This window comes from Actinoplanes sp. NPDC051475 (genome assembly GCF_040689425.1).
Taxonomy (GTDB): Bacteria; Actinomycetota; Actinomycetes; order Mycobacteriales; family Micromonosporaceae; genus Actinoplanes.
The window spans coordinates 932,234-954,631 of sequence record NZ_JBFAZZ010000001.1 but is presented as its reverse complement, the minus strand read 5'-3'; the positions used below and the strand labels follow the sequence as shown (position 1 = coordinate 954,631).

Genomic DNA, 22,398 nt, shown 5'->3' with positions numbered 1-22,398 from the left:
ACAAACGGGGGCCGTTTCGACCGGCCCGGTACGGGAAGATACAGAAACATGTTCCCCGCTGAGAACCTGCGCGACTGGCGTGGCGAGAAGGTTATCGACCCGGCCGGCGACAAGATCGGCGAGCTCGAGGCCGTCTACGTCGACACCGCCACCGACGAGCCCGCCTTCGTGACCGTCAAGGTGGGCTTCATCGGGCGGCACAAGCTGGTATTCGTGCCGGTGGGCGGCGCGACCGTCAGCCCCTCCGCGGTCCGGGTCCGCTTCGACAAGAAGCTGGCCTCCGAGGCCCCCTCGATCGACCTCGACGGCGAGCTCACCGCCGCCGACGAGCCGGCCCTGTACGCCCACTACGGCCTCGGCTACCAGCCGGGCGCGTCGGGTGAGCGCCGGCTCGGACGCCGCTGAGGCAGCGGTCATGGCGCGCCCGATCTGGACCGGCTCCATCAGCTTCGGCCTGGTCTCCGTGCCGGTCGGGCTCTACTCGGCCACCCACGAGCACGAGGTGTCCTTCCACCAGTTCGCGAAGGGCACCGCGGACCGGATCCGGTACAAGCGGGTCAACGAGCGCACCGGCAGAGAGGTCGAGTTCGACGACATCGTCAAGGGCACCGACGTCGGCGGCGGCAAGCTGGTGATGCTCGACCAGGACGAGCTCGACTCGGTGGCGCCCGGCCGGTCCCGCAGCCTCGAGATCCACCGGTTCGTCGCTCTGGACGAGATCGACCCGATCTTCTACCAGAAGACCTACTACCTGGCCCCCGGCAGCGACGAGACCATGAAGACGTACGCGCTGCTGCGGGACGCGATGAGCGACGCCGGCCGCGCGGCGATCGGCACGCTGGTGATGCGGGGCAAGGAGTACCTGGCGGCGATCCGGCCGGACGGCGACCTGCTCGTGCTGCAGACGATGTACTTCGCCGACGAGGTGCGAGACACAGCGGAGCTCGACGGGATCCCCGGCAAGTCGAAGGCCAAGCCCGCCGAGCTGAGCATGGCGGGCCAGCTGATCGACTCGATGTCGGGCCCGTGGAAGCCGGCGGAGTACCGCGACACCTACACCGACCGGGTCAACGAGCTGATCAACGCCAAGAAGAAGGGCAAGGAGATCACCGTCGCGGCCGAGGCGCCGGAGCCGACCAACGTGACGGACCTGCTCGAGGTGCTGCGTCGCAGCGTTGAGGCCGCCCAGAAGTCCACCAAGGCCCCCGCCAAGGCCGCGAAGAAGGCCGCCCCCAAGAAGAAGGCGACGGCGAAGAAGACGACCGCGAAGAAGACGACCGCGAAGAAGACCACCGCGAAGAAGACCACCGCGAAGAAGACCACCGCGAGGAAGCGCGCTTCCTGACCATGGACCGGCGGTTCGTGGTGCAGCGGCACCGGGCCACGCGGCTGCACTACGACTTCCGGCTGGAGATCGACGGCGTACTGGTCAGCTGGGCGGTGCCCAAGGGGCCCACGCTCGATCCGGCGGTCCGCCGGGCCGCGTTCCACGTCGAGGACCATCCGCTGGAGTACTTCGACTTCGAGGGCGTCATCCCGGCCGGCCAGTACGGCGGCGGCGACGTCATCGTCTGGGACGCGGGCACGTGGGAACCGCACGCCCGCCGGGCCGGCCGGACCGTGGACGCGGCCGGCGAGGTGGCCGCCGGTGAGCTGCACTTCGACCTCGACGGCGAGAAGCTGCACGGCCGGTTCGTCCTGGTCCGCACCCGGACCGCGGCGTCGGGCAAGGAGGAGTGGCTGCTGTTGCACAAGCGCGACGCGTACGCGGTCAGCGGCTGGGACGCCGAGGACCACCCCTGCTCGGTGCTCAGCGGCCGGACGAGCGACGAGGTCAAGGCGGATCCCGACCGGCTGTGGCGCTCGGGGGAGCCGGCCGCGCGCGCCTCCGTGACCCTGAAGGCGGCACCCGTCACGGACGACGAGCTGGCCGAACTGGACGGGTTCCGCTCGGCCGGCACCTGGACGGTGTTCGGCCGCCGGCTGCGGGTGACCAACCTGGACAAGGTCCTGTTCCCCGCCCGGCCCGGCGAGGAGCCGGTCACCAAGCGGGAGTTCCTGCGCTACACGGCCACGATCGCGCCGACACTGCTGCCGTACCTGCGGCGGCGCGCCCTCAACCTGCACCGCTACCCGGACGGCGCGGGCACCAAGGGCTTCTGGCAGAAGGAGGTGCCGGGCCACGCGCCGGACTGGTTGCCGCGCTGGGACAACCCCGACGCCGACCCCGGCGAGACCCGTACCTATCTGGTGGTCGACGAGCCCGCGGCCCTCGTGTGGGCGGCGAACTTCGGCGCGCTGGAGTGGCACCCCTGGACCTCGCGCACGGAGGCGCCGCGGCTGCCGACGTACGCGCTGATCGATCTTGATCCGGGCGACACGACCGGATGGGACGAGCTGCTGGCGCTGGCCCGCCTGCACCGCACGGCGTTCGAGCACCTCGGCGTCGCCGCCCGGCCGAAGGTCACCGGGCGCCGGGGCATCCAGATCTGGGTGCCGATCGCCCCGGGGCCGGGCTTCGACGAGACCCGGGCGTGGATCGAGCAGCTGTCGCGTACGGTCGGCGCCATCCTGCCCGAGCTGGTCAGCTGGAAGTGGCAGAAGAGCGACCGGGGTGGCCTGGGGCGCCTCGACTACACGCAGAACGCGATCAACAAGACCCTCGTGGCGCCGTACAGTCCGCGCCCGGCCGCGGGTGCCCCGGTGTCGGCGCCGATCGACTGGGACGAGCTGGACGATCCCGCTCTGCGGCCGGACGGCTTCACCATCCGCAGCATCCTGCCGCGGCTGCGGGAGCGTGGTGACTTGTTCCGCGACGTGCTGGACGACGGTCAGAGGCTGCCGCCGATCCGGTAACCGGAGCGGTGGACGGTGTGGACGACGCCCGGCTCGCCCAGCTTCCTGCGCAGGTTCATGACCGTGACCCGGACGACGTGGGTGAACGGGTCGGTGTTCTCGTCCCAGGCCCGCTCGAGCAGCTCCTCGGCGCTGATCACCCGGCCGCGGGCGGCGAGCAGCACGTGCAGGACCGCGAACTCCTTGTTCGTCAGGTTCAGCACCCGCCCGTCGCGGGTGGCGGCGTGCCGCGCCACGTCGAGGACGACGCCCTCCTGCTCGAGGATCGGCGGCACCGCGGGCGTCGAGCGCCGGCCCAGCGCCTGCACCCGCGCAGCGAGCTCGGCGAAGGCGAAGGGCTTGGTCAGGTAGTCGTCCGCGCCCAGGCCGAGGCCCTCGACCCGGTCCCGCAGGCCGGCCGCGGCGGTCAGCAGCAGGACGCGGGTCTCCACGTCGTCGGCGCCGGCCACCCAGCGGCACACGTCGTCGCCCGAGCGCCCGGGCATGTCGCGGTCGAGCACGGCCACGTCGTAGCGGTTGACGCTGATCCGCTCGAACGCGGTGTCGCCGTCGTAGCAGACGTCCACCGCCATCGACAGGCGCCGGAGCCCCTGCGCCACGGTGTCCGCCAGGAGTCGCTCGTCGTCCGCCATCAGCACTCGCACGCGGGGGAGTGTGCCAGCGGAGACATAACGCGCTCGTCAAAAGATCTTTCACCGCCGCCGGACCGGCGCCCGCCCAAGATCGGCGTTTTGCCGCTCCTGGAGGAGGTTCCGACGTGCCGCAGGCATCCCCGCGCAGGCTCGCCGCCCTGGACGCCCTGCGTCTGGTCGCCGCCATCGCCGTGGCGGTCTACCACTACACGAACTTCTGGCAGCTGGACGGCGAGCACCTGCCGTCGTACTTCCTGCCGCACGCCACCAAGGTCACCGTGTACGGATTCCTCGGCGTCGAGCTGTTCTTCATGATCAGCGGCTTCGCGATCTGCATGAGCGGCTGGGGCCGCAGCCTCGGCGAGTTCTTCGTCTCCCGGGCCGCCCGGCTGTACCCGGCGTACTGGGTCTGCATCGTGATCACCGTGGCGGTGGCCGTCCTCTTCCCGATCCGCGGCTACCTGCCGATCCCCTCGGGCCACTCACTCGCCGAGATCGGGGTCAACTTCACGATGCTCCAGGAACCGCTGGGGATCCCGTCGGTGGACAACGTGTACTGGACACTCTGGAGCGAGCTGCGGTTCTACCTGCTGTTCGCCCTGTTCGTGGTCGTACCCGGGGTCACCTATCGGCGTACCGTCGTCTTCTGCGCGGTATGGATGACGGCCTCGGCCGTCGCACCGGCGATCGACAACCCGGTCTTCACCATGCTGACGGTCCGGCACTACGCGCCGTACTTCGTCGCCGGGATCACGATGTACCTGATGCGCCGGTTCGGCCCGAGCCCGCTGCTGTGGGGCATGATCGGCTTCTCCTGGCTGGTCAACCTGCACAACCTGGGCGAGCGGGTACGCCTCGACCCCGGCTGGAAGGTGGCGCTCTGGCCGGCGGTGCTGATCATGACGGTCGCGTACGCCGTCCTGCTGCTGATCGCCCTCGGCCGCACCGACCGCCTGAGCTGGCGGTGGCTCTCGATGGCGGGCGCCCTGACGTTCCCCTTCTACCTGCTGCACCAGCGCATCGGCTACGTGCTGATCCGGTACGGCTACGAGCACACGCGGCTGCCGGTCGGCGTCCTCATCGCGGGTGCGGTGGCCTTCGTGCTGCTACCCGCCTGGCTGGTGTACCGGTTCGTCGAGCGCCCCTTCGGCCCCCGCATGCGCGACGCCCTGCGGCGCGGCCTCGCCGCGGCCCGGCGGGCCGAACCGGCCCCGATCCCGGCTCCGCTCGCCGTCCCACGCCGCTGGATCACCACGGCCCTGCAACCGCGGTCCGAACGTCACCTTTCGGGTAGTTCGGCGGCTCCCGATCAACGCCGGAGTCACCTATCGTGACGGGATGGCAGGGCGAGACGGCGGCGCGTCCGCCGCAGACCGGGAGCAGCGGTGGACGAAGGAGCGCGAAGCGGCGTTGTTCCAGCGCGAGCAGCTCGTCGGCGAGCAGGAAGAACTGCTCGACGACCGGGAGACCGATCTGACCGACCGCGAGATCCTCGAGGAGCAGCGAGAGATCCTGGACAACGAGCGTCATATCCGGCGCCGCCTGGCCGCTGACGTGCGGGCCACAGCGGCGAACGAGCGGGAACGGCGGCTGGACCGGCGTGAGGCCGACCTCGACGATCGCGCGACGGAGGCGCCGCAGGAGCCGCACGAACCGGGCGACTAACGGGCCGCGGGCGGCGTCGTCCATTCGGGAGCAGTCACCGCCCAGACCTGCGTGTCGTGCCGTACACCCCCGTACGGGAAGGCGCCCCGCAGGACCCCCTCGAGGGTCAGGCCGAGCCGGCGCGCCACGTTCGAGCTCGCGGTGTTGTCGGGGCGGCAGCGCCATTCCACCCGCCACATGCCGCGCTGCGTGAGGGCCCAGTCCACCAGCCGGCCCACGGCCCGGGTGACCAGGCCCCGGCCGGTGGCGGCGGGCTCCAGCCAGCACCCGACCTCGCAGCTGCCGGTCCGGGTGTCAAAGGAGACGAACATCGTGCCGCCGACCAGCGTGCCGTCGAGCCAGATGCCGTAGATGCGGCCGGCGTCGCGGGCGGTCAGGTCGGCGTACCGCTGCAGGGTGGCCGTCGCGGACGCGAGGTCGGTGCTGCGCGCCGCCCAGGGGATCCAGGGATCGACGTGCTCCCGGGCGCGGTCCATGTGCTCCAGGAACTCGGGGGCCTGCCACGGCTCGAGGGGGCGCAGCTCGGCGCCGTCGCCGAGATCGATCACGAACATCGGAGGACCTTAGCGCTTTTCGTCCGTCAGACAGAGGACCCGGGCGCCGGCCTGAATACGTGTGTCGGCCGGTGGTCTATGGTGAATCGGTACATCCAGGGCGGCCGATGGGCGTTCGCAGCGGCCGGCCTCCGTGCGCCGCGATCGGAGGCGGGATGAACGACAGCGGACCGGTCGACGACATGGCGGCGCTGGTGGGCAAGGCGGCGGGCGGGGACCAGGCGGCCTGGGACGAGATCGTGCGCCGGTACAGCGGCCGGGTGTGGGCGGTGTGCCGTGTCCACCGGCTCGCTCCGGCCGACGCGGCGGACGTCTTCCAGCAGACCTGGCTGCGCGTGCTGGAAAACCTCGACTCCCTGCGAGACCCGGCGAAGTTCGGCGCCTGGATCGGCACCACCTGCCGCAACGAGGCGCTCGGCGCCATCCGGCGGGCCCGCCGCGCTCTGCCCGTCGACGACTCGTGGCTGGCGGACCGGCCCGGTGATCCGGACGACGACGACCCGGAGCTGCCGTTCCTGGTCGCCGACCGGGACGCCGAGCTGTGGCGGGCCTTCCGGCAGCTCAGCCGCCGGTGCCGCGACGTCCTGCGGGTGCTCGTCGTCGAGGCGGAGGGCCGGCCCTCGTACGAGCTGGCCGCGGCCGCGCTGGGCATGCCGATCGGCAGCCTCGGGCCGACCCGGGGCCGGTGCCTGTCACAGCTCCGGCGATTCCTGACGGACAGCTCCGCCGATTCCTGACAGAAGGTATCGGGGATGCCGCCGGCGATTCATGACAGTGATGAACGCGCCACGCAACTCAATTCCCACCCGGCCTGAGGAGACACCGTGAACGACGCGCACGACGACCGCCTCCTCGCCCGGCTCGGCCAGCTCTTCCAGGAGTCCGATCCGCCCCCGGCCGACGCCGTCGAGCTCGCTCGGCAGAGTTTCGTGCTGCGCGGTCTCGACGCCGAGCTCGCGGCGCTGGTCGAGGACTCCGAGGCGGCCACCGGCGACGCGGGGGTGCACCGCCAGGCCGTCGCCGTACGGGACCCCGGCACCGCGCCCCAGCCCCGGCAGCTGACCTTCCAGGTCGTCGGCCCGCACGGCGGCGACGAGGTGATCATCGCGGTGCAGGTGGAGTCCGTGGGTGCCCACCGCCGGCTCACCGGTCACCTCGCGCCGCAGGGCCCCGCCCGGATCGAGGTACGCCAGCCCGCGGCCCCGGAGGCCCGCCGTGTCGACGCGGACGGCCGGGGCCTGTTCGTGATCGACGGCGTGCTTCCGGGGCCGATGAGCCTGACCTGCCGGCGGGCCGGTGCGCCCGCCGTGGCGACGCAGTGGACCCTGGTGTGATGCCCTCACCTGCTCAGACGGGGGTTCCGGGGAGCAGGTGCACCGCCTTGCCGTAGCCGGGCCGGTCGGGCCGGTTCGTGAGGAGCTTGTCGAAGGCGTCCCGCGGGGTCAGCGCCGCATCCTCCCCGCACAGGGCGGCGACGGCGGCACTGATCTGCGGCGCCGTGAACGAGGTGCCGCTCCAGGTCGCCCACGCGTTCTGCCCGAAGGTGATGTCGGCGCCGATGTTCGGCTCCGGCGGCAGCAGCCCCTGCACGAAGGTGGAGACGATGCCGACGCCCACCGCGGAGCAGTGCAGCCAGGACCCGTGGTTGGAGAACGCCGCCGGGGTCAGGTCGCTGTTGAGCGCCCCCACCGCCTTGACGTCCGGGAACGCCGCCGGGTAGTGGGGCACGTCCTGGCCGTCGTTGCCCGCGCTCGCCACGATCAACGCCTTCGGGTACGTGGCGTGGATGTAGGCCACGGCCTCCTGCATCGCCAGGGGCGCGATGCCGTCCACGGCGGGTGCGCCGAACGAGGCGTTGATGATCAGCCGTTGGCCCGCGGCGTCGTCGGCGGCCTGGATGAGCATGTCGGCCGCCGCCTCGTCGGTGCCGAGGCCGTCGGGGCCGGTGAAGCGGTAGACCCAGACCTCGCAGTCCGGCGCGAGCTGGCGGACGATGCCGGTGGCGAAGGTGCCGTGCCCGCCGAACCAGTCGATGCGCGGCGACGGCGGCACCTCGTCCAGCGGGTCCGTGCCTCGGTTCTGCACCTGCTGGGTCCAGGTGTCGGTGCGGGACTGTCCGGTCAGGCCGGTGTCCACGATCGCCACCCGTACCGGTGCGGTCGCGCCGTTGGTTGCGAACGGCCGCGGGGCCACGGTGACGCCCGGGTACGACGAGCCCTTGATCACGTACCCGAGCGGGACGATCATGTTGACGTTGGCCGAGACGCCCTGTGCGCGCAGCCGCTTGGCATCGGCGCGCAGGTCGGCGAGGGGCCGGGCAGTCCGGCTGGTGAAGACGCGGGTCCGGCGGCGCCGGCTGCGTCCGTCGCGGTCGCCCGCCTGGTAGCCGGCCAGCAGGTCGCCCAGGCGGCCCTGCTGCTGCGGCGTGGGGTCGACGACGAGCTGGTTCTCGGCCAGCAGGATCCGGCGGTCGCCGCCGTCCGGCGCGAAACTGACGATGGGCCTGCCCACGGAGAGCCGGCGAGCACGGATCCGTTCCACGACGTCGTGCTGCGCCGTCAGGAGCACGTCGACCTGGCGGCGGACGTCCCCCTTGTCGTGCGCCAGCTGCGCGGCGGAACGCGTGTCCCGCAGCGGCCATTGTGAGGCGATGGTCATGGATATCTCTCCCTTTCCGTTCGGTACGCTGACGACGACCTTCCCCGCCACGCCCTCGGATGGTGCCAGGTGGACACAGAGGTGGGCCTTCGGGAGGAGGCCGACGCCGCTTACAGGAGAGTCACGCTCGATCCGGTCAGATACGCGGGTGCGGCAGAAGTAACTCTCCGGAGGGCCCGGTCCGGCACGGACGTCGAGGCTCTCGTGGCCGCCCTGCGCGCCGCGGCCTGGGCCCGGCACGCCGCCCTGGACAACGAGGGAGCGCGCACGCTGCTGGACCAGGCCGTCCGCCTGGCCCGCCGGCACGGCCTCGGGCGCCGGCTCGGCGAGGTGCTCGTCACCCGGGCGGTCGCCCTGCACGAGCTGGGCCGCTACGACGCCGCCGCCCGCGACCTGCGGCTGGCCGAGCCGCTGATCGATCCCGCCGACCGGCCGGACCTGCGCCTGCAGCTCGCCGTCCTGGACCACAACCGGGGCCGGATCGTCGCCGCCGCGCAGGCCTACCGCGAGCTGCTCGAGGACCCGGACTGCCCGCCGATCGTCCTGGTCAAGGCGGCCAACAACCTGGCCAACGCGCAGACCCTGCTGGGCCGCCCGCACGAGGCGCTGGTGCACCTCGACCGGGCCGCGGTCCTCGCCGACGACCTCGGCCCGCAGCTGCCGGCGGTCATCGCGAACAGCCGAGCCTGGTCGAGCTTCCACGCCGGACGGCTGGCCGAGAGCGTACGCCGCTTCGAGGAGGCGGGCCGCCTGCACGCCGCCGCCGGCCTGCCGCTGGGCGAGCACCATCTGGAGTACGCCGACGTCCTGCGGGACCTGCGCCTGCTCGACGAGGCCATGGCCGCGGCCCGCTCGGCGGCGGCCGACTTCGAGCGGCACGGCGCCCGGCTGATGGCGGCCGAGGCCCGGCTCCGGGTCGCACACATCGCGCTCGAGCTCGGCGACGCGGGGACGGCCCTCGACGAGGCCGCGGCGGCGGTGCGGGACTTCCGGCGGCAGCGGCGCCCGGCGTGGGTGGCCCGGGCGACGGTCGCGGAGGCCGAGGCCCTGGCGGCGGGCGACGGCTATTCCCCGGAGGTGCTGCGCCGCCTCCGCAAGGCCGCGGCGACTCTGGAGGGGTTGGGGCTGCGGGCCGAGGCGGCGTACGCGCACCTGGCCGCCGGCCGGGCCGCGCTGGCCCTCGACCGCCGGGTCGTCGCCCGCGCCGAGCTGACCGCGGTCGGCGGGCTCGCCGAGGGTCAGTCGCTGCTGGTACGCCTGCGGGGGCGCCTGGCCCGGGCACTGCTGGCCGAGGCCGAACAGTCCGGTGACGTGCTGCGCGAGTGCGTACGCGGCTTGCGCGACCTCGCCCGCCACCGCGCCGCCCTGCCGTCGCTGGAGCTGCGCGTGCTCGCCTCCGGGCACGGCGCCGAGCTGGGCGAGGTGGGCCTGCGCCGGCTGCTGCCCGCCGGTTCGCCGTCCAGCATCTTCGAGTGGCTCGAGCGCACGCGGGCGGCGGCTCTCCTGCGCGTGCAGCCCCCGGCGACCGGTGTGGACGACGACGTCATCGCCCTGCGCGGCATCGCGCAGGAGCTGCGCGTCGCCCGGCTGGAGCGGGGCGAGGAGCCGGCCGTCCTGCTGGCCCGGCAGAGCGCGCTCGAGGCCCGGATCCGCCGCCGCTCGTGGGCCGGCAACGATCCCGCCGGCGAGACGGACCCGGCCGGGGTCGCCGGGCTGCGGCGCGCCCTCGACAGCGAATGGCTGGTCGAGTACGCGGTGGTCGGCGACCGCGTGCTGGCCGTCGTGGTGGAGCCGAAGCGGATCCGCATCGTCGAGCTCGGCGCCCTCGATCCGATCCGGCAGGAGGCCGGGGCGCTGATGTTCGGCCTGCGACGGCTGCTGCACGGCACGAGGTTCTCGGCGGTCGCCCACGGGGCGGCGCGCGACGCCGTCGAGGCGCTGACCCGACTGCTGATCACACCGATCGGCATCCCGCCGGACGTGCCCCTCGTGGTGGTGCCGTCGGCGCAGTTCCTCGGCATGCCGTGGTCGGCCCTGCACCCCGCTCCGGTCTCCGTGTCGCCGTCCGCCGCGCTGTGGGCCCGGGCCCGGCGTACGCCGCCGAAGGGCGCACCGGACGACGCCGGGCGCACCCGGGTCGCCGTGGTCGCGGGCCCGGACCTGGCCGGCGCTCTGGCCGAGGCGCAGGCCGTGGCCGCGGCGCACCCGGGCGCTCGCACGCTGCTGCCGCCGGATAGCACGGTGGACGCGACGATCGACCTCATCAAGGACGCCGACCTGGCCCATCTCGCCTGCCACGGGCTGTTCCGCTCGGACAGTCCCCTGTTCTCGGCCCTGGAGCTCAGCGACGGCCGGCTGACCCTCTACGAGATGCTGGCCCGCGGCGTGGCACCGCACCGGATCGTGCTCGCCTCCTGCAACTCGGGGGCCCAGCGGTCGTACGGCGGCAACGAGGTCCTCGGCTTCGTGGGCGCCATGATGTCGAACGGCAGCGCGGGTATCACGGCGACCGACCTGCCGATCCCGGACGGCGCGTGCGCGGGCTGCATGGCGGTGCTGCACGAGCGGATCAGCCGAGGGGAGTCCCTGGCGTCGGCGGTGTGGCACGCACGGCAGTCGCTGGCCGACGGCGGCCCGGAGCAGTACGTCGCCTGGTGCGGGCTGACGGCCTACGGTCCCGGCTGACGAGCTGCGCTCCGCCTCAGCCGCGGCCCTTGAGGGCTAACGCCATACCGGCGAGCCAGGGGAGGACGGCCAGGAGGGCACCCGCCAACCCGCCGAACATGAGCAGGGCCAGCGCCACGGCGCAGAGGATCACTCCGATGACGAGCGGCGGACGCCCGGGTGGCCGGCGTGGTTCGTGGAAGGCGGCGGTGAAACCGGGATCGTCCTCGTGCAGGTGCGCGACGATATCGTCGAAGCGGCGGGTCTCCTCGGGATCGGCCACGTCGTCACCTCCGCGATCCGTCCACCGTACTCCGCGGCCTGTGCCGGGGGACCGCTCAGTGGCCGTCGTTGCCGAAGGCGATGCTCAGGATCGCGTGCGCCACCCAGATCGCCTGGGCCTTGTTGTCGTACGGCCCGACCCGCAGCTCCACGGCCTTGTCGCCGAACAGCGCCCGTACGGTCCAGCTGTCGGGGTGCCGGTCGTCCTCCCGGCTGTGGTTGACGATCACCTGGGTGGCGGCCCGGAGGTTGACGGCGGACCACTTCTCGTCCGCGGTGGGCCACGCGCGGAACCAGCCGGGCGCGATGGCGACGACCTCCTTGTTCGCCTCTTCGAGCGCCCATTCCAGCTCCTCCGGCACCGGGGGTTCCGGCACTGCATGCGTCATGGCGCTCATCCCGACCCTCGTTCCTGTAAGAAACGCCATGATAAGGGCATTTCGGTCCTCGGGAGTGCCGGTCGGCGAGACGCGGGCCGGTGCAACGACCATCGCCTCCCGGCGGCCGCATCCCGACCTGGCGCTCGTCGAGCCGACCTCGGTCCGGTCGCGACGCGGTGCCGGCGGCGTACGAGACGGCTCGCTCCTGTCCTGACGGAGCCGGACGCCCACCTGGTGGCGGGGCACTTGGTCCTATGTGGCCTTGCGCCTCAGCGGCGGCGGCCCGGCGGTCGCCCCGAAGAGGTCCAGGACCCCGGTGACCTGCAGGACCGTGCGCACCACGCCGCGCGCGTTGACGATGTGGGCCGCCTTGCCCGCCTCCTGCGCCCGGAGCAGCCCGCCGAGCAAGGCGCTGATCGCCTCCGAGTCGAGGAAGCGGGCCCCGTGCAGGTCGACGACCACCAGGGGCGCGGCGTTGTCGTGCACCGCGTCGTGGAGCTCCCGGCGCAGCTGGTCGCGGGCGTCGCCGTCGAGGTCGCCGAAGAGGCGTACGCAGACCTCCCGCCCGCCGTCGATCATGACGCGGGCGATCCTGAAATGCTCGAGGCGCATGGCGACCTTTGTATCAACGACGGCCGGGCGCCTCCCCCGTTCGAGCGATGCCCCGGCTCGTTGCGCCCGGGAACTACTGTCACGCACCGTGAGCTTCACTCGCGTTCGCGCCTTCATCGTGGTCGGATTCCTCGCCGTAGCGGCGATCGTCACCGTCGTCATCGCGGTCGTCCGCGACACCCAGGCCGATGCCGTGGCCGCCGGCTGCCCGGCCGGCGCGCCGATCGCCGACCTGCGGCTGCCGAAGGGTCCCAAGGAGGTGACGGTGAAGGTGCTCAACGGCACCCGGACGCAGGGCCGGGGGAGGGACGTCAGCGCCGAGTTCGCCAACCGTGAGTTCAAGGTGGAGAAGCCGGCCGAGAACAAGAAGCGGTTCGACGAGGTCGCCCTGCTGCGCTACGGCCCGGAGGCGGTCGGTGACGCCCAGCTCGTCCAGGCCTACTTCCTGGGCGACGCCACCCGCGCGTACGACCCCAAGCGCAAGGGCGCGGTGGTCGACGTCGTGATCGGGGCGCGGTACCGCCAACTCGGCACCACCACCGAGGTCAAGCAGTCGCTGGGCATCCTCGGCGAGGCCGTGCTGCCGCCGGGGGCCTGCGCCGCCAAGGCCTGAAAAGCGCCGATCGGCGAGCGGGCATCTGCCTGATTGCCCGATCCGCCCCTTTGCCGCAGCCCGGTACACATGCTGCGTGCGAATCGGTCGTTGGGTGATGGCGGGCCTGCTCAGCCTGGGTGCCGCCGCCGCGGTGATCAACCCCGCGGCGGCCTTCCGGCCGGTGACGATCATGCCCCTGGGCGCGTCGATCACGTACGGCTACGGCTCCTCGGACGGCAATGGCTACCGGGGCGTGCTGCACGACCGGCTCACCCGCGACGCCGGGATGGCCGTGGACTTCGTCGGCTCGCAGCGCTCCGGCTCCCTGGCCGACAGCGATCACGAGGGCCATCCGGGCTGGCGCATCGACCAGATCGCCGCGTGCGCCGACGGCTGGATGCGCGCGTACCGGCCGCAGATCGTGGTCATGCACCTCGGCACCAATGACATGATCCAGGATTTCGGTACGCCCACCGCCCCGGAGCGCCTCGCCGCGCTGGCCGACCGCCTCGCCGCCACCGGCGCGACCGTCTACGTCTCCTCGCTCGTCGCCTCCGCCGACCCCGACATCGACGCCCGTATCGACGCCTTCAACGCACGGCTGCCCGCCCTGCTCGCCGGCCACCGCGGCGTCGTCTACGTCGACCAGAGCCGCGCCCTCGGCCCCGGCGACCTCACCGACAAGGTGCACCCGGGCGACGCGGGATACGCCAGGATCGCCGACATCTGGTACGCCGCGCTCACATAGGTCTGCGGTGCGTCACCTCAGCCTTTCGTTCCGTAGCGCACAAGGTCAGGTGCGGGGCACAATCATCGTCGGTGTCGTCCGCGGCCCGAGGGGGTGGCATGCCACGCTCGATCGCCCTGCTCATCGGCGTGTCCCGGGTCCGGGGCCTGCCGGTGCTGACGGGCGTGGCGAGCGGCCTCGACCAGTTCGCGGAGTGGGCGGAACGGCAGGATTTCGCCGTTCAGCGCTTCGATGATCTGGGCGGCGACCCCCTTGAGATCAAGCCCGTGACCGCCGCCGTGCGCGAGGCCGTGGACGCGGGCGACGTCGAGCGCCTGTTCGTGTACTTCTCCGGCCACGGCGTCATCCGCGGGCTGGACGAGGAGTACTGGTTGCTGTCCGAGGTGGCCGACCAGGACACCGAGGCCGTCAACGTGGTGAAGAGCGCGATGATGGCGTACCACTGCGGGATCGCCCACGTCGCCCTCTTCGCGGACGCCTGCCGTACCCCCGCCTCCAACGACCTCGTCCACGTCAGCGGGACGTCGCTGTTCCCGCGGCGTGCGATCGCGGCGGACGTGGAGGTCGACCAGTTCTTCGCCACCCAGTTCGGAGATCCGGCCTACGAGGTCGTCGAGGACGCCGAGGGCCTGTTCACGCGCTACCTCATCCGTGGGCTGAACGGACGGGACCCGGACGCCGTACGCACGGTGCTGCCACCGCCGGAGCGACCCGCCATCCTGTCGAACACCCTCAAACCGGTGCTGGCCCGCAACGTGGAGTTCGCGGCGGCCAAGCTGCGGCGGGTGCAGCGCCCCTCCTGTCGGCCGGGTTCGTACTGGGACCCGAACCGGCACGTCCTGGCCTGGGTCACCGCACCACCGGCGGCGGACGGCGTCCTCGTCGGCGGTCCGGCGGGCGACCTCGACCTCAGGCTGCGCGGTGTCCCCTCGAGCGACTCCGCGCACAAGAGACTCGCCGGCATCACCCGCAGGTACGCCACCGCCATCGGCGACGGGCCGGCCGCGCCGGCGGTCGGCGGACTGCTGACGCTGGTGCGCGGAGATCGGAAAGCAACGGTGGTGTTGCCCCGTTTTCCCGGTCACCGGACTGTCGTCGTGCCGGCGGAACGAGGTGCTCCGGGCGCCGAACTGATCGCCGTCCTGCCCGTCGAGCCGCTCACGGGCGGACCGCCCGCCGCGACACCGGAGGTCATCGGCTCCGTCGCCGCCCGGCTGATGACGAATACGCTGGACCTCGACACGCTGGGCGACCGGGTCCACGCGGCACTGTGGACGGAACTCAACCCGACGCTGGCCGTGCTGCTCGGCGGTGAGCTGGCCCGCCACGGCCGCCGGAAGGACGTCCGCCGGCTCGTCGCAAAGTTCGTGGAACGGCAGCGCAGCATTCCCTACGACCTGACGCTCTTCGCCGAGCTCGATGAGCGGCTGCCCGACGTCCGGCCCTCGTTCCCGCTGCTCACCAGCTCGTGGAGCTTGCTGGACGACCCGGCACCCCTTGCCCGGCTGCGCAGGTCGCTGTCCGCCGCGGTGTGGACGACTTTCCGCATACCGCCGCCCGAACTCTTTTCCCTCACCGACCGGGAGGATCGATGAAACTGCTGCTCATCCACGGCCGCGCGCAGGGTGGCAAGGACCCGGACACGCTGCGGACGACGTGGACCGATGCCCTCGCCGCCGGCCTTGAGAAGGCGGGCGTGGCACCTTTGGCCGGCGATGTGGAGATCGTGCTGCCGTTCTACGGCGACCTGCTCGACGAGCTGACCGTGGGGGAGCCGGACCTCGCGACCCGCGCCCGCGGAACCGACGATCCCGGGGACCGCTTCGCGGCCAGCTTCATTCTCGAGATGGCGGAACGCGCCGGCGTCACCGAGGCGGAGATCCTCGCCGAGATGGACGGGGAGACTGTCGAGATGGGACCGCAGAACTGGCCGTGGGTGCTCGCCGCCGGCCGGGCCCTGAGCCGCCGGCTGCCGGACGGACTCGCCTCCTTCGTCGTCCGGCGGCTCACGCCCGACGTGTCGGCGTACCTCACCCGGATCGACGTGCGGGAGAGCCTGGACGGGCTCGTGACGCCGCATCTCGCCGCCGACGAGCCCTGCGTCGTGGTCAGCCACTCGCTGGGGACCGTGGTCGCGTACTGCAGTCTCATCCGGCACGAGAGCGTCGCGAAGGTGCCGCTGCTGGTGACGCTCGGCTCCCCGCTCGGCATCGACATCGTCAAGGCCCACCTTCCCCGGCCGTTGCGCCGTCCGGCGCCGGTGGCGCACTGGCTGAACGCGACGGACGTACGGGACCCGGTGGCGCTGTATCCCCGGCTGGACCGCGACAGCTTCCCGGCCGAGATCGAGAACATCTCCGACGTGCACAACGCGCAGGACGACCCGCACGGCATCACGGGCTATCTGTCCGATGCCGCCGTCGCCCGCAGGATCGCCGAGGCGTTGACGGGCTGACTCAACCGCGGTACTTGCGCAGGAGCTCCGCGGCCGCCGCCCGTACCTGGTCGTCCGGGCAGGACATCAGCCCCTGCCAGGCCGCGCGGGCGTCGGCGATCCGGCCGAGGTTCTTGAGGGTGACGCCCAGGTTCAGGGTCGCCTTCGGTGCCGTGGGGGTGTCGGGAGCGGCAGCCCGGCGGAACGCCGCGAGCGCGCCCTCGACGTCACCGGCGGCACCCAGTGCCAGGCCCTTCTCGTTCAAGGACCAGGCGGCGAGGGCGGGAGGTCCTGCCGTGGCGGCCCGGTCGTACGCCGCGCATGCTCCGGTGGTGTCGCCCAGGTCCCGGAGCATGTTGCCGAGATTGATGCCCGCCTTCGCCACGACCTCCGGATCGCCGGCCCCCATCGCGGCGACGAACGACGCCTGCGCACCGGCCAGGTCCCCGCGATCGCGCTGGGCGTTGGCCTTGTTGAAGAGGGCCACCTCGTATCCGCCGCGGGCGGCGGCGTCGAAGAGGGCGACGGCCTCGTCGTACCGGCCGCGGTTCTGATGCAGGACGGCCGCCTGGTTCTGTGCGGCGGCGGCGAAGGGACGCTGACCGGAGGAGATGACCGTCCCGTAGTCGGCCAGGGCCTTCGCGTCGGCGCCGTGCGCGGCGTGCAGGTTGCCGCGGTTGGTCAGCGCTTCCAGGCGGAGCCTCGGATCACCCAGCTGGATCGCCATCTCGTAGAGCTGCTCGGCAAGCCCGGGGTCCTGCTCCCCGGCGTACGAGTTGGCCAGATTGAACGCGGCGGCGGGCGTCGCCGTGGTGGGTGGCGACTGCACGGCGGTGAACCACGCATCACGCGCGCCCTGCTCGTTGCCGAGCGCCGAGAGCACGTTGCCGAGGTTGTAGGCGGCCACACCTGTCACGTGCGCGTCACCGGCGCGCACCGCGCTGAGGTAGGCCTCCGCGGCGGCCGGCGCCTTCCCGGCCCGCTCGAAGGCGACACCGCGTTCGAAATGAGCCGTTGCCTGCGACCGCATCATGGCGCCACTCCTGCCCGGCCGCTTCCTCGGCACGGCCGATGCTGTCATCATGCTCCTCATGCGGGGTACTCCGCGCCTGCCCAGGGCGGATTCCGCCGGATCGGACCCCTCGGTCCCGCTGGACGCCTTCTGCACCGCGCGTGACTGGGCAAAGGCGGCCGACGTCATACGCGACTCCGGCGGTGTCCTGCTCGGCGACGCCGCGGGCCGGCTGGCCCGGGAGCGGCTCGAGCGCTACCGGGACCGGATGTTCGAAACCGTGCCCCATCGGCTCACCGTGCTTTTGCGCTGCCGGGAGAAGCCGTACGCGGAGGTGCTGCTGCCCCTGGTGGCAACGGAGGTGCTCGGCCCGTACGCGCAGATCGTGCTGCCGGCACCGGGCCGCCGGCCGGACCCGGACGAGCACGACGCCGCCTGCACGGCCGCGCTCGCCCTGCCGGCGGCCGACCGGCCGGATGTTCGCGCGCTCGTGCTCTTCTACCGGGCGATCGGCCGGGTGCAGCGCGGGACACGGCAACGCGACCTGCCCGGCCTCGTGGCGGACCTGGCGGCCGCACAGCAGGTCCTGACCGCCGCCGAGTACCCCGGGCTGTGGGTGGACGTGACCCAGGCGCTGGGCGAGTGCCTGCGCCGGATGGAGGTGGGCGACCGGGCGGCCAACCTGGAACGCGCCATCGCCGAGCTCGAGGTGCTGAGTGACCACCTGCGCGGCACCGGCGGGATTCCCGAGGCCAACGCGCTCAACAGCCTCGGGGACGCGTACGCGCGCCGGGTCGCCGGCGGCGACCGGAAACGGGCGGCGGCGGCGCTGGAGGAGTCGTTCCGCATCTTCGGGGCGGCCGGCGGCGTCCACTACCAGGGCTCGGTGGCCCGGAACCTGGCGACGCTCGCGGTCACCGACGACGACCGGGCACCGCACGAGCGCATCGCCGGGGCGTTCCGGTGGTCGCAGACGGCCGAGGAGTGCTTCGCCGCCCGGGGGATGACGCTGGAGGTGGCCCGTACCCGGGCGGACCTCGGCGGCGCCTGTGCGCTGTACGCCGAACGCGAGGACGTCCCCGCGTTCCACCGGCACGCCATCGACCTCATTCAGGCGTCGTACGAGGTGGACTGGAGCGGGCTGGACCGCCGGGACTATGCCATGAGCCGGACCAACCTGGCGGCCTGCCTCCTGCAGGAGGCGCGCACCGCGGCGGACCAGGAGGAGGCGATCGGGCACTTCACCGTCGCGCTGGACTACCTCGACCCGTCCGACGCGTCGGGCCGCGCGATCGTCCTCAACAACCGCGGATTCACGCTGCTCGAGCAGGACCGCCTCGAGGAGGCCGCGGCCGACCTCCTGCAGGCCGCCGCCATGGTGGCCATGGAACTCGACCAGGCCGTACGGGCCGAGCAGGAGCTCGCCGTCGTGGGCCGGCTCGACGAGCTGCACGGGGGTGCGGCGCTGGTGCTGACCCGGCTGGGCCGGTACCAGGAGGCGCTGGACGTCGCCGAGTGGGGGAGGGGCCGGCTGCTCGCCCGTACCCTGGGCCTCTCCGCCACCGGCGCGGCCCCGGTGGCGGCAATCGACGGCGTCACCCTGGTCGTACCGATCATCACCCGTACCGGTTCCGTCGTCCTCGTGGTGCCGCCGGGCACCACGGAGCTCACCGAGCGCAACGCCGTACCGATCCAAGGCTTCGGCAGCGGTGCCCTGCGCCGGATCACGGTCGGTAGCAGGAACGGCGAAGCCGGCTGGCTGATGCGCCGCTTCGCGGTCGATGCCGCCGAGACACCGGAGGAGCACCGCGCCGCGCTCGGCGAGTTCATCCAGGCCGTCGCGGCATCGATGCCCCTGATCGGCGCGAGCCTGGGCGCGCCCATCGTCGCCGCCCTGACCGCGCTGGACGTCCCGCACGGCACGACGGTCGCGCTGCTCGCCGACGGCGAACTCGCGGTCACCCCGCTGCACGCCGCCACCCTGCCCGACGGTACGACGCTGGCGAGCCGCTGGGACATCGTCTACGCGCCCAGCGTCGCGGTGCTGCGCCTGAGCGCCCGCCGTGGCGCGGACGTTCCCGCTCCCGGCTCGGCCCTGCTGGTCGGCGACCCCACGGACACCCTGCAGTACGCCGAGGTCGAGCTCGAGGACCTGCGCCGCCGGCTGCCCGGAGCGACCCGGACGCTGGACGAGGACCTCGCCTCGGAGTACGCGGGCGAGCACCTGCTGCACATCGCCTGCCACGGCGTCCACGACTGGCGGGCGGCCGGCGGCTCCTACCTCGAGATGTACCCGGGCCGGACCACGACGTCCGCCGAGATCGCGCGCTACCGCCTCGACGGCTGCCGGCTCGCCACGCTGTCCGCCTGCGAGACGGGCCTGCACGCCTTCCTCCAGGCCAGGGACGAATTCCTCGGCCTGCCCGCGGCATTCCTGCAGGCCGGCGCCGCGGCCGCACTGTGCACCCTGTGGCGGGTGGACGACCTCGCCACCTCCCTGTTCATGCACCGGTTCTACGACGGGCTGCTGAGCCGCGGGCTCACGCCGGCCCGGGCCCTGCGCGAGGCCGCCGCCTGGCTGCGCGACCACGGGGACACGTACCGCGAGCCGTTCTTCTGGGCCGGCTTCGTCCTCGTGGGAGTCTGACGATGCCGAGCCTCACCGACAGCGTCCGCGTGACCTGCGAGCGCTGCTCCCACGTCCAGGACCACGAGATGGTGTACGTGCTCGACGCGTCCGAGCGTCCCGACCTCGTACGCCGTTGCCTCGCCGGCCGCATCCGGACGGTCGTGTGCGAGGCGTGCCGCGAGCCGGCGTCCTACGATCTTCCGCTGCTCGTCTACCGCCCGGACGACGGCGGCCTCAGCGCCCTGCTGTCGGTCGCGGCGTCGGACGACGACCACTCCCGCCTCATCGGGTGGCTCTACTCCCAGCTCGGCCGCGCCTTCGACGACGAACCGGCGGGGGTGCTGCCGACCGACGAGCAGGGGCTCATCGCGATCCTCTGCCGCAGCGTGGCGACCGACCTCGCCGCCCCCTACCTCGACGACTTCCCGGACGTCGCCAAATACCGCGACCTGCTGGAGGCGCTGCGGCTATCGGGGTCCCATGGCGTTGCCCACCACGCCGGCGGCGACGAGCATCGCGGCGAGCAGAAAGCCTAGTACTCCAGCAGGACATCCGCCGACCAGCTCACCCCCGAGATGGAGGCGGCCCGCTACGGTGACGGCGTGTCAACATCTGCGGGAGCCGATGAGCGGCCGACGTCGACGGGGTTCCTCCTGGCCGGTCGATACCGCCTGGAACGGCGGATCGGCAGAGGGGGCATGGGCGTCGTCTGGTCGGCCCGGGACGAGGTGCTGCGCCGTACGGTGGCCGTCAAGGAGCTGCACCACGACTACGGCAGCTCGGACCAGACGGTCGCCGCCGGCCGGGAGCGCAGCCTGCGGGAGGCCCGGGCGGCCGCCGCGCTGCACCACCCCAACATCGTGGCCGTGTACGACGTCGTCGTGCAGGACGACCGACCGTGGATCGTGATGGAGCAGGTGCCGGGACGGTCGCTGAAGGACCTGATCGGCGAGCACGGCCCGATGGCCGTCGACCGGGTCCTCGGCATCGCGGACCAGCTGTTGTCGGCCCTGCACGCCGCCCACCTGGCCGGCATCACGCACCGCGACGTCAAGCCGGCGAACGTGCTGATCTGCCCGGACGACGTGGTGCGGCTCACGGACTTCGGGCTGGCCAGCATGCAGGACGTCGAACCGCTGACGGAAACCGGCGCCGTGCTCGGCACCCCGGGCTACCTGGCGCCGGAGCAGGCCAAGGGGCTGCCTCCCGGCCCGGCAGCCGACGTCTTCGGCGCCGGCGCCACCGTCTACTACGCGATCGAAGGGGTTGGGCCGTTCCAGCGGGACGGCTACCTGCCCATGCTCGCGGCCTACGCCCGGCAAGACATCCGGGCGCCGCGGCTGGCCGGTGCGCTCGGCCCCGTCCTGGTGCGACTGTTGGCCGCCGATCCCGCCCGGCGGCCGAATGCTCAACAGGCGGCCGCGCTGCTGCGCGGCGCCCGCGCCGGCAAGCCGGGCGTGGCCCGCCGGCAGGTCCTGCTCGGCGCCGCGCTGGCCGGCTCGGCCGCGGTGGGCACGGGCGGATGGTGGGCCCTGCGGCACGGGCGACCGGCCGCGCCGCACACCGCCGCCGCTGCGTCCACGCCGCCGCGACCGCGGCCCGGTCCCCCGGTGGGACTTGCCGGCCCGGCGTGGAGCAGCGACAACCTGCGCGGTGCCGTGCCCGCCGGTACGCTGCTCGTCGGCGTCCGTACCGGTGTCGTGACCGCCGTCGAGACACAGAGCGGGCAGGCACGGTGGCGCGGTACGGCCGACGGGGTGGCGCGGGCTCTGTCCGTCGGCGCCGGTCTGGTGCTCGCCTACCGGGAGACGGGCGTTTCCAAGGTGCTCGATGCCGCCACCGGCGCGGTGCACGCGACGTACGACCACGGCGACCCGATCGGCGCGGCCGACGGGGTCACCTTCGTGGGGGCGGGCGGCGCGTTGTACGCCACGGACCTGCGCACCGGCCGACGGCGCTGGGAGCTGGCCACCGAGTACCTGTACGCCTCGGTGGTCGCCTGCGCCGGCGGCCTGCTGGGCGTCAGCGCGAACCCGCTGACCGACGACGAGGTCACCGCGTGGTGGCTGTACGGGGTCCAGGCGCATACCGGCGCCGTGCGGTGGCGGACCGAGGTCGCCCGCGCCACCGTTCCCGCCGGGGTGTGGAGTGCCGGCGGGGCGCTGCATGCCGCGATGGCGGACCTCGATGGACGGGTGCGCCTCGCCGCGCACGACAGCGCGACCGGCGCGCACCGGTGGACCGCGGCGATCTCGAACACCAAGCAGTCGGACTCCAAGGTCACGGTCACCGGCGTGGTGTCCGTCGGCACGCTCACGGTGGTCGCCGTGTCGGACACCGCGCTGAATCCGGAGCACTGCGGCGTACACGGCATCGCGTCGGGTTCGGTCCGCTGGCACCGTCCGCTGCTCAATCCCGCGGTCGCCGTGACCACCGGCGGCCGGCTCTTCGCCGGCTCCGCCGACTCCCGGCTGCACGAACTCGATCCGGCGAGCGGCGCGACGCGCTGGTCGACGGCCACGCCGGGACCCGTCGACACCCTCATTGCCAGCGGCACCATGCTCGTCGCCGGCATCGGCCAGCGCGTCGCCGCGTACCGGCTGCAGACCGGCTGATCCCGGGGGCGGACCACCGGGTGGCCGAGGCACTTCCTGGATCAGGGTCGGCAATTTCAGGG

At 72.8% G+C, this 22,398-nt stretch carries 22 protein-coding genes; 15 read left to right on the top strand and 7 right to left on the bottom strand.

The genetic code is table 11. The annotated features are described in order from the left end of the window. The first annotated feature begins 48 nt into the window (after nucleotides 1–48). From AB0368_RS04470 to AB0368_RS04460, 3 genes are read left to right on the top strand one after another with little or no spacing between them, the layout of a single operon-like run. The gene (locus AB0368_RS04470) at nucleotides 49–405 is read left to right on the top strand and encodes a PRC-barrel domain-containing protein (RefSeq protein ID WP_366152353.1); all 357 of its coding nucleotides are present in this window, start codon (nucleotides 49–51) and stop codon (nucleotides 403–405) included. A gap of 10 nt (nucleotides 406–415) precedes the next feature. Continuing rightward, nucleotides 416–1,345: a Ku protein gene (locus AB0368_RS04465; RefSeq protein WP_366152352.1), complete on the top strand. Its 930-nt coding sequence runs from the start codon at nucleotides 416–418 to the stop codon at nucleotides 1,343–1,345. 2 nt (nucleotides 1,346–1,347) lie between these two features. After that, nucleotides 1,348–2,856, top strand: a complete 1,509-nt coding sequence (locus tag AB0368_RS04460) for a DNA polymerase ligase N-terminal domain-containing protein (protein WP_366152351.1) — start codon at nucleotides 1,348–1,350, stop codon at nucleotides 2,854–2,856. Here AB0368_RS04460 and AB0368_RS04455 read toward each other — a convergent pair. Beyond that, a complete protein-coding gene (locus AB0368_RS04455; RefSeq protein ID WP_366152350.1) occupies nucleotides 2,832–3,500 on the bottom strand; it encodes a response regulator transcription factor in 669 nt (222 codons plus the stop codon). The two genes, AB0368_RS04460 and AB0368_RS04455, sit on opposite strands and share 25 nt — an antisense overlap. Before the next feature lie 113 nt (nucleotides 3,501–3,613). Between AB0368_RS04455 and AB0368_RS04450 the strand changes: the two genes are divergently transcribed. Continuing rightward, complete coding sequence (locus AB0368_RS04450) at nucleotides 3,614–4,822, top strand: acyltransferase (protein WP_366152349.1); 1,209 nt, start codon at nucleotides 3,614–3,616, stop codon at nucleotides 4,820–4,822. 4 nt (nucleotides 4,823–4,826) lie between these two features. Next, the gene (locus AB0368_RS04445) at nucleotides 4,827–5,153 is read left to right on the top strand and encodes a hypothetical protein (protein ID WP_366152348.1); all 327 of its coding nucleotides are present in this window, start codon (nucleotides 4,827–4,829) and stop codon (nucleotides 5,151–5,153) included. Here AB0368_RS04445 and AB0368_RS04440 read toward each other — a convergent pair. Beyond that, nucleotides 5,150–5,707, bottom strand: coding sequence for a GNAT family protein (locus tag AB0368_RS04440; protein ID WP_366152347.1), 558 nt, complete (start codon nucleotides 5,705–5,707; stop codon nucleotides 5,150–5,152). The two genes, AB0368_RS04445 and AB0368_RS04440, sit on opposite strands and share 4 nt — an antisense overlap. Nucleotides 5,708–5,862: 155 nt before the next feature. Here AB0368_RS04440 and AB0368_RS04435 point away from each other — a divergent pair, with 155 nt between their 5' ends. Further along, nucleotides 5,863–6,444 (top strand): sigma-70 family RNA polymerase sigma factor, encoded by a 582-nt coding sequence (locus tag AB0368_RS04435; protein ID WP_366152346.1) that lies wholly within the window; start codon nucleotides 5,863–5,865, stop codon nucleotides 6,442–6,444. Between the two features lie 87 nt (nucleotides 6,445–6,531). Further along, a complete protein-coding gene (locus tag AB0368_RS04430) occupies nucleotides 6,532–7,041 on the top strand; it encodes a hypothetical protein (RefSeq protein WP_366152345.1) in 510 nt (169 codons plus the stop codon). Nucleotides 7,042–7,054: 13 nt separating this feature from the next. On the opposite strand, the gene AB0368_RS04425 is transcribed toward AB0368_RS04430, so the two are convergent. Further along, a complete protein-coding gene (locus AB0368_RS04425; RefSeq protein WP_366152344.1) occupies nucleotides 7,055–8,365 on the bottom strand; it encodes a S8/S53 family peptidase in 1,311 nt (436 codons plus the stop codon). A gap of 69 nt (nucleotides 8,366–8,434) precedes the next feature. Between AB0368_RS04425 and AB0368_RS04420 the strand changes: the two genes are divergently transcribed. Beyond that, complete coding sequence (locus tag AB0368_RS04420; protein ID WP_366152343.1) at nucleotides 8,435–11,050, top strand: CHAT domain-containing protein; 2,616 nt, start codon at nucleotides 8,435–8,437, stop codon at nucleotides 11,048–11,050. Between the two features lie 16 nt (nucleotides 11,051–11,066). On the opposite strand, the gene AB0368_RS04415 is transcribed toward AB0368_RS04420, so the two are convergent. The 3 genes from AB0368_RS04415 to AB0368_RS04405 form a co-directional block, all read right to left on the bottom strand. Continuing rightward, complete coding sequence (locus AB0368_RS04415) at nucleotides 11,067–11,312, bottom strand: DUF3040 domain-containing protein (RefSeq protein WP_366152342.1); 246 nt, start codon at nucleotides 11,310–11,312, stop codon at nucleotides 11,067–11,069. Nucleotides 11,313–11,367: 55 nt separating this feature from the next. Further along, entirely contained in the window at nucleotides 11,368–11,700 is a 333-nt protein-coding gene (locus AB0368_RS04410; protein WP_366152341.1) for a hypothetical protein, read from the bottom strand. A gap of 243 nt (nucleotides 11,701–11,943) precedes the next feature. Beyond that, the gene (locus AB0368_RS04405) at nucleotides 11,944–12,303 is read right to left on the bottom strand and encodes an STAS domain-containing protein (RefSeq protein ID WP_366152340.1); all 360 of its coding nucleotides are present in this window, start codon (nucleotides 12,301–12,303) and stop codon (nucleotides 11,944–11,946) included. Between the two features lie 88 nt (nucleotides 12,304–12,391). Between AB0368_RS04405 and AB0368_RS04400 the strand changes: the two genes are divergently transcribed. From AB0368_RS04400 to AB0368_RS04385, 4 genes are all read left to right on the top strand, one after another. Further along, nucleotides 12,392–12,916, top strand: a complete 525-nt coding sequence (locus AB0368_RS04400; RefSeq protein ID WP_366152339.1) for a LytR C-terminal domain-containing protein — start codon at nucleotides 12,392–12,394, stop codon at nucleotides 12,914–12,916. 76 nt (nucleotides 12,917–12,992) lie between these two features. Continuing rightward, entirely contained in the window at nucleotides 12,993–13,646 is a 654-nt protein-coding gene (locus AB0368_RS04395) for an SGNH/GDSL hydrolase family protein (protein ID WP_366152338.1), read from the top strand. A gap of 98 nt (nucleotides 13,647–13,744) precedes the next feature. Next, entirely contained in the window at nucleotides 13,745–15,241 is a 1,497-nt protein-coding gene (locus AB0368_RS04390; RefSeq protein WP_366152337.1) for a caspase family protein, read from the top strand. Then, the gene (locus AB0368_RS04385) at nucleotides 15,238–16,101 is read left to right on the top strand and encodes a hypothetical protein (RefSeq protein ID WP_366152336.1); all 864 of its coding nucleotides are present in this window, start codon (nucleotides 15,238–15,240) and stop codon (nucleotides 16,099–16,101) included. Before AB0368_RS04390 ends, AB0368_RS04385 begins: the two co-directional genes overlap by 4 nt. 1 nt (nucleotide 16,102) lies before the next feature. Here the strand turns inward: AB0368_RS04385 and AB0368_RS04380 are convergent, their stop codons facing one another. Further along, on the bottom strand, nucleotides 16,103–17,113 hold the full coding sequence (locus AB0368_RS04380; protein ID WP_366152335.1) for a tetratricopeptide repeat protein: 1,011 nt from the start codon (nucleotides 17,111–17,113) through the stop codon (nucleotides 16,103–16,105). Nucleotides 17,114–17,171: 58 nt separating this feature from the next. Between AB0368_RS04380 and AB0368_RS04375 the strand changes: the two genes are divergently transcribed. The 3 genes from AB0368_RS04375 to AB0368_RS04365 are packed head-to-tail and all read left to right on the top strand — an operon-like array spanning nucleotide 17,172 to nucleotide 22,336. Next, a complete protein-coding gene (locus AB0368_RS04375; protein ID WP_366152334.1) occupies nucleotides 17,172–19,739 on the top strand; it encodes a CHAT domain-containing protein in 2,568 nt (855 codons plus the stop codon). Between the two features lie 2 nt (nucleotides 19,740–19,741). Then, entirely contained in the window at nucleotides 19,742–20,257 is a 516-nt protein-coding gene (locus AB0368_RS04370; protein WP_366152333.1) for a CpXC domain-containing protein, read from the top strand. Between the two features lie 39 nt (nucleotides 20,258–20,296). Beyond that, a complete protein-coding gene (locus AB0368_RS04365) occupies nucleotides 20,297–22,336 on the top strand; it encodes a protein kinase (RefSeq protein WP_366152332.1) in 2,040 nt (679 codons plus the stop codon). The last annotated feature ends 62 nt before the right edge of the window (nucleotides 22,337–22,398 follow it).

Excerpts from the sequence above, each read along its gene's own strand:
- AB0368_RS04390 (WP_366152337.1), top strand. The coding sequence starts at position 13,745 with ATGCCACGCTCGATCGCCCTGCTCATCGGCGTGTCCCGGGTCCGGGGC.
- AB0368_RS04425 (WP_366152344.1), bottom strand. The coding sequence starts at position 8,365 with ATGACCATCGCCTCACAATGGCCGCTGCGGGACACGCGTTCCGCCGCG.
- AB0368_RS04460 (WP_366152351.1), top strand. The coding sequence starts at position 1,348 with ATGGACCGGCGGTTCGTGGTGCAGCGGCACCGGGCCACGCGGCTGCAC.
- AB0368_RS04405 (WP_366152340.1), bottom strand. The coding sequence starts at position 12,303 with ATGCGCCTCGAGCATTTCAGGATCGCCCGCGTCATGATCGACGGCGGG.
- AB0368_RS04380 (WP_366152335.1), bottom strand. The coding sequence starts at position 17,113 with ATGATGCGGTCGCAGGCAACGGCTCATTTCGAACGCGGTGTCGCCTTC.
- AB0368_RS04435 (WP_366152346.1), top strand. The coding sequence starts at position 5,863 with ATGAACGACAGCGGACCGGTCGACGACATGGCGGCGCTGGTGGGCAAG.
- AB0368_RS04375 (WP_366152334.1), top strand. The coding sequence starts at position 17,172 with ATGCGGGGTACTCCGCGCCTGCCCAGGGCGGATTCCGCCGGATCGGAC.
- AB0368_RS04440 (WP_366152347.1), bottom strand. The coding sequence starts at position 5,707 with ATGTTCGTGATCGATCTCGGCGACGGCGCCGAGCTGCGCCCCCTCGAG.
- AB0368_RS04445 (WP_366152348.1), top strand. The coding sequence starts at position 4,827 with ATGGCAGGGCGAGACGGCGGCGCGTCCGCCGCAGACCGGGAGCAGCGG.
- AB0368_RS04365 (WP_366152332.1), top strand. The coding sequence starts at position 20,297 with ATGGAGGCGGCCCGCTACGGTGACGGCGTGTCAACATCTGCGGGAGCC.
- AB0368_RS04370 (WP_366152333.1), top strand. The coding sequence starts at position 19,742 with ATGCCGAGCCTCACCGACAGCGTCCGCGTGACCTGCGAGCGCTGCTCC.
- AB0368_RS04385 (WP_366152336.1), top strand. The coding sequence starts at position 15,238 with ATGAAACTGCTGCTCATCCACGGCCGCGCGCAGGGTGGCAAGGACCCG.
- AB0368_RS04410 (WP_366152341.1), bottom strand. The coding sequence starts at position 11,700 with ATGACGCATGCAGTGCCGGAACCCCCGGTGCCGGAGGAGCTGGAATGG.
- AB0368_RS04470 (WP_366152353.1), top strand. The coding sequence starts at position 49 with ATGTTCCCCGCTGAGAACCTGCGCGACTGGCGTGGCGAGAAGGTTATC.
- AB0368_RS04465 (WP_366152352.1), top strand. The coding sequence starts at position 416 with ATGGCGCGCCCGATCTGGACCGGCTCCATCAGCTTCGGCCTGGTCTCC.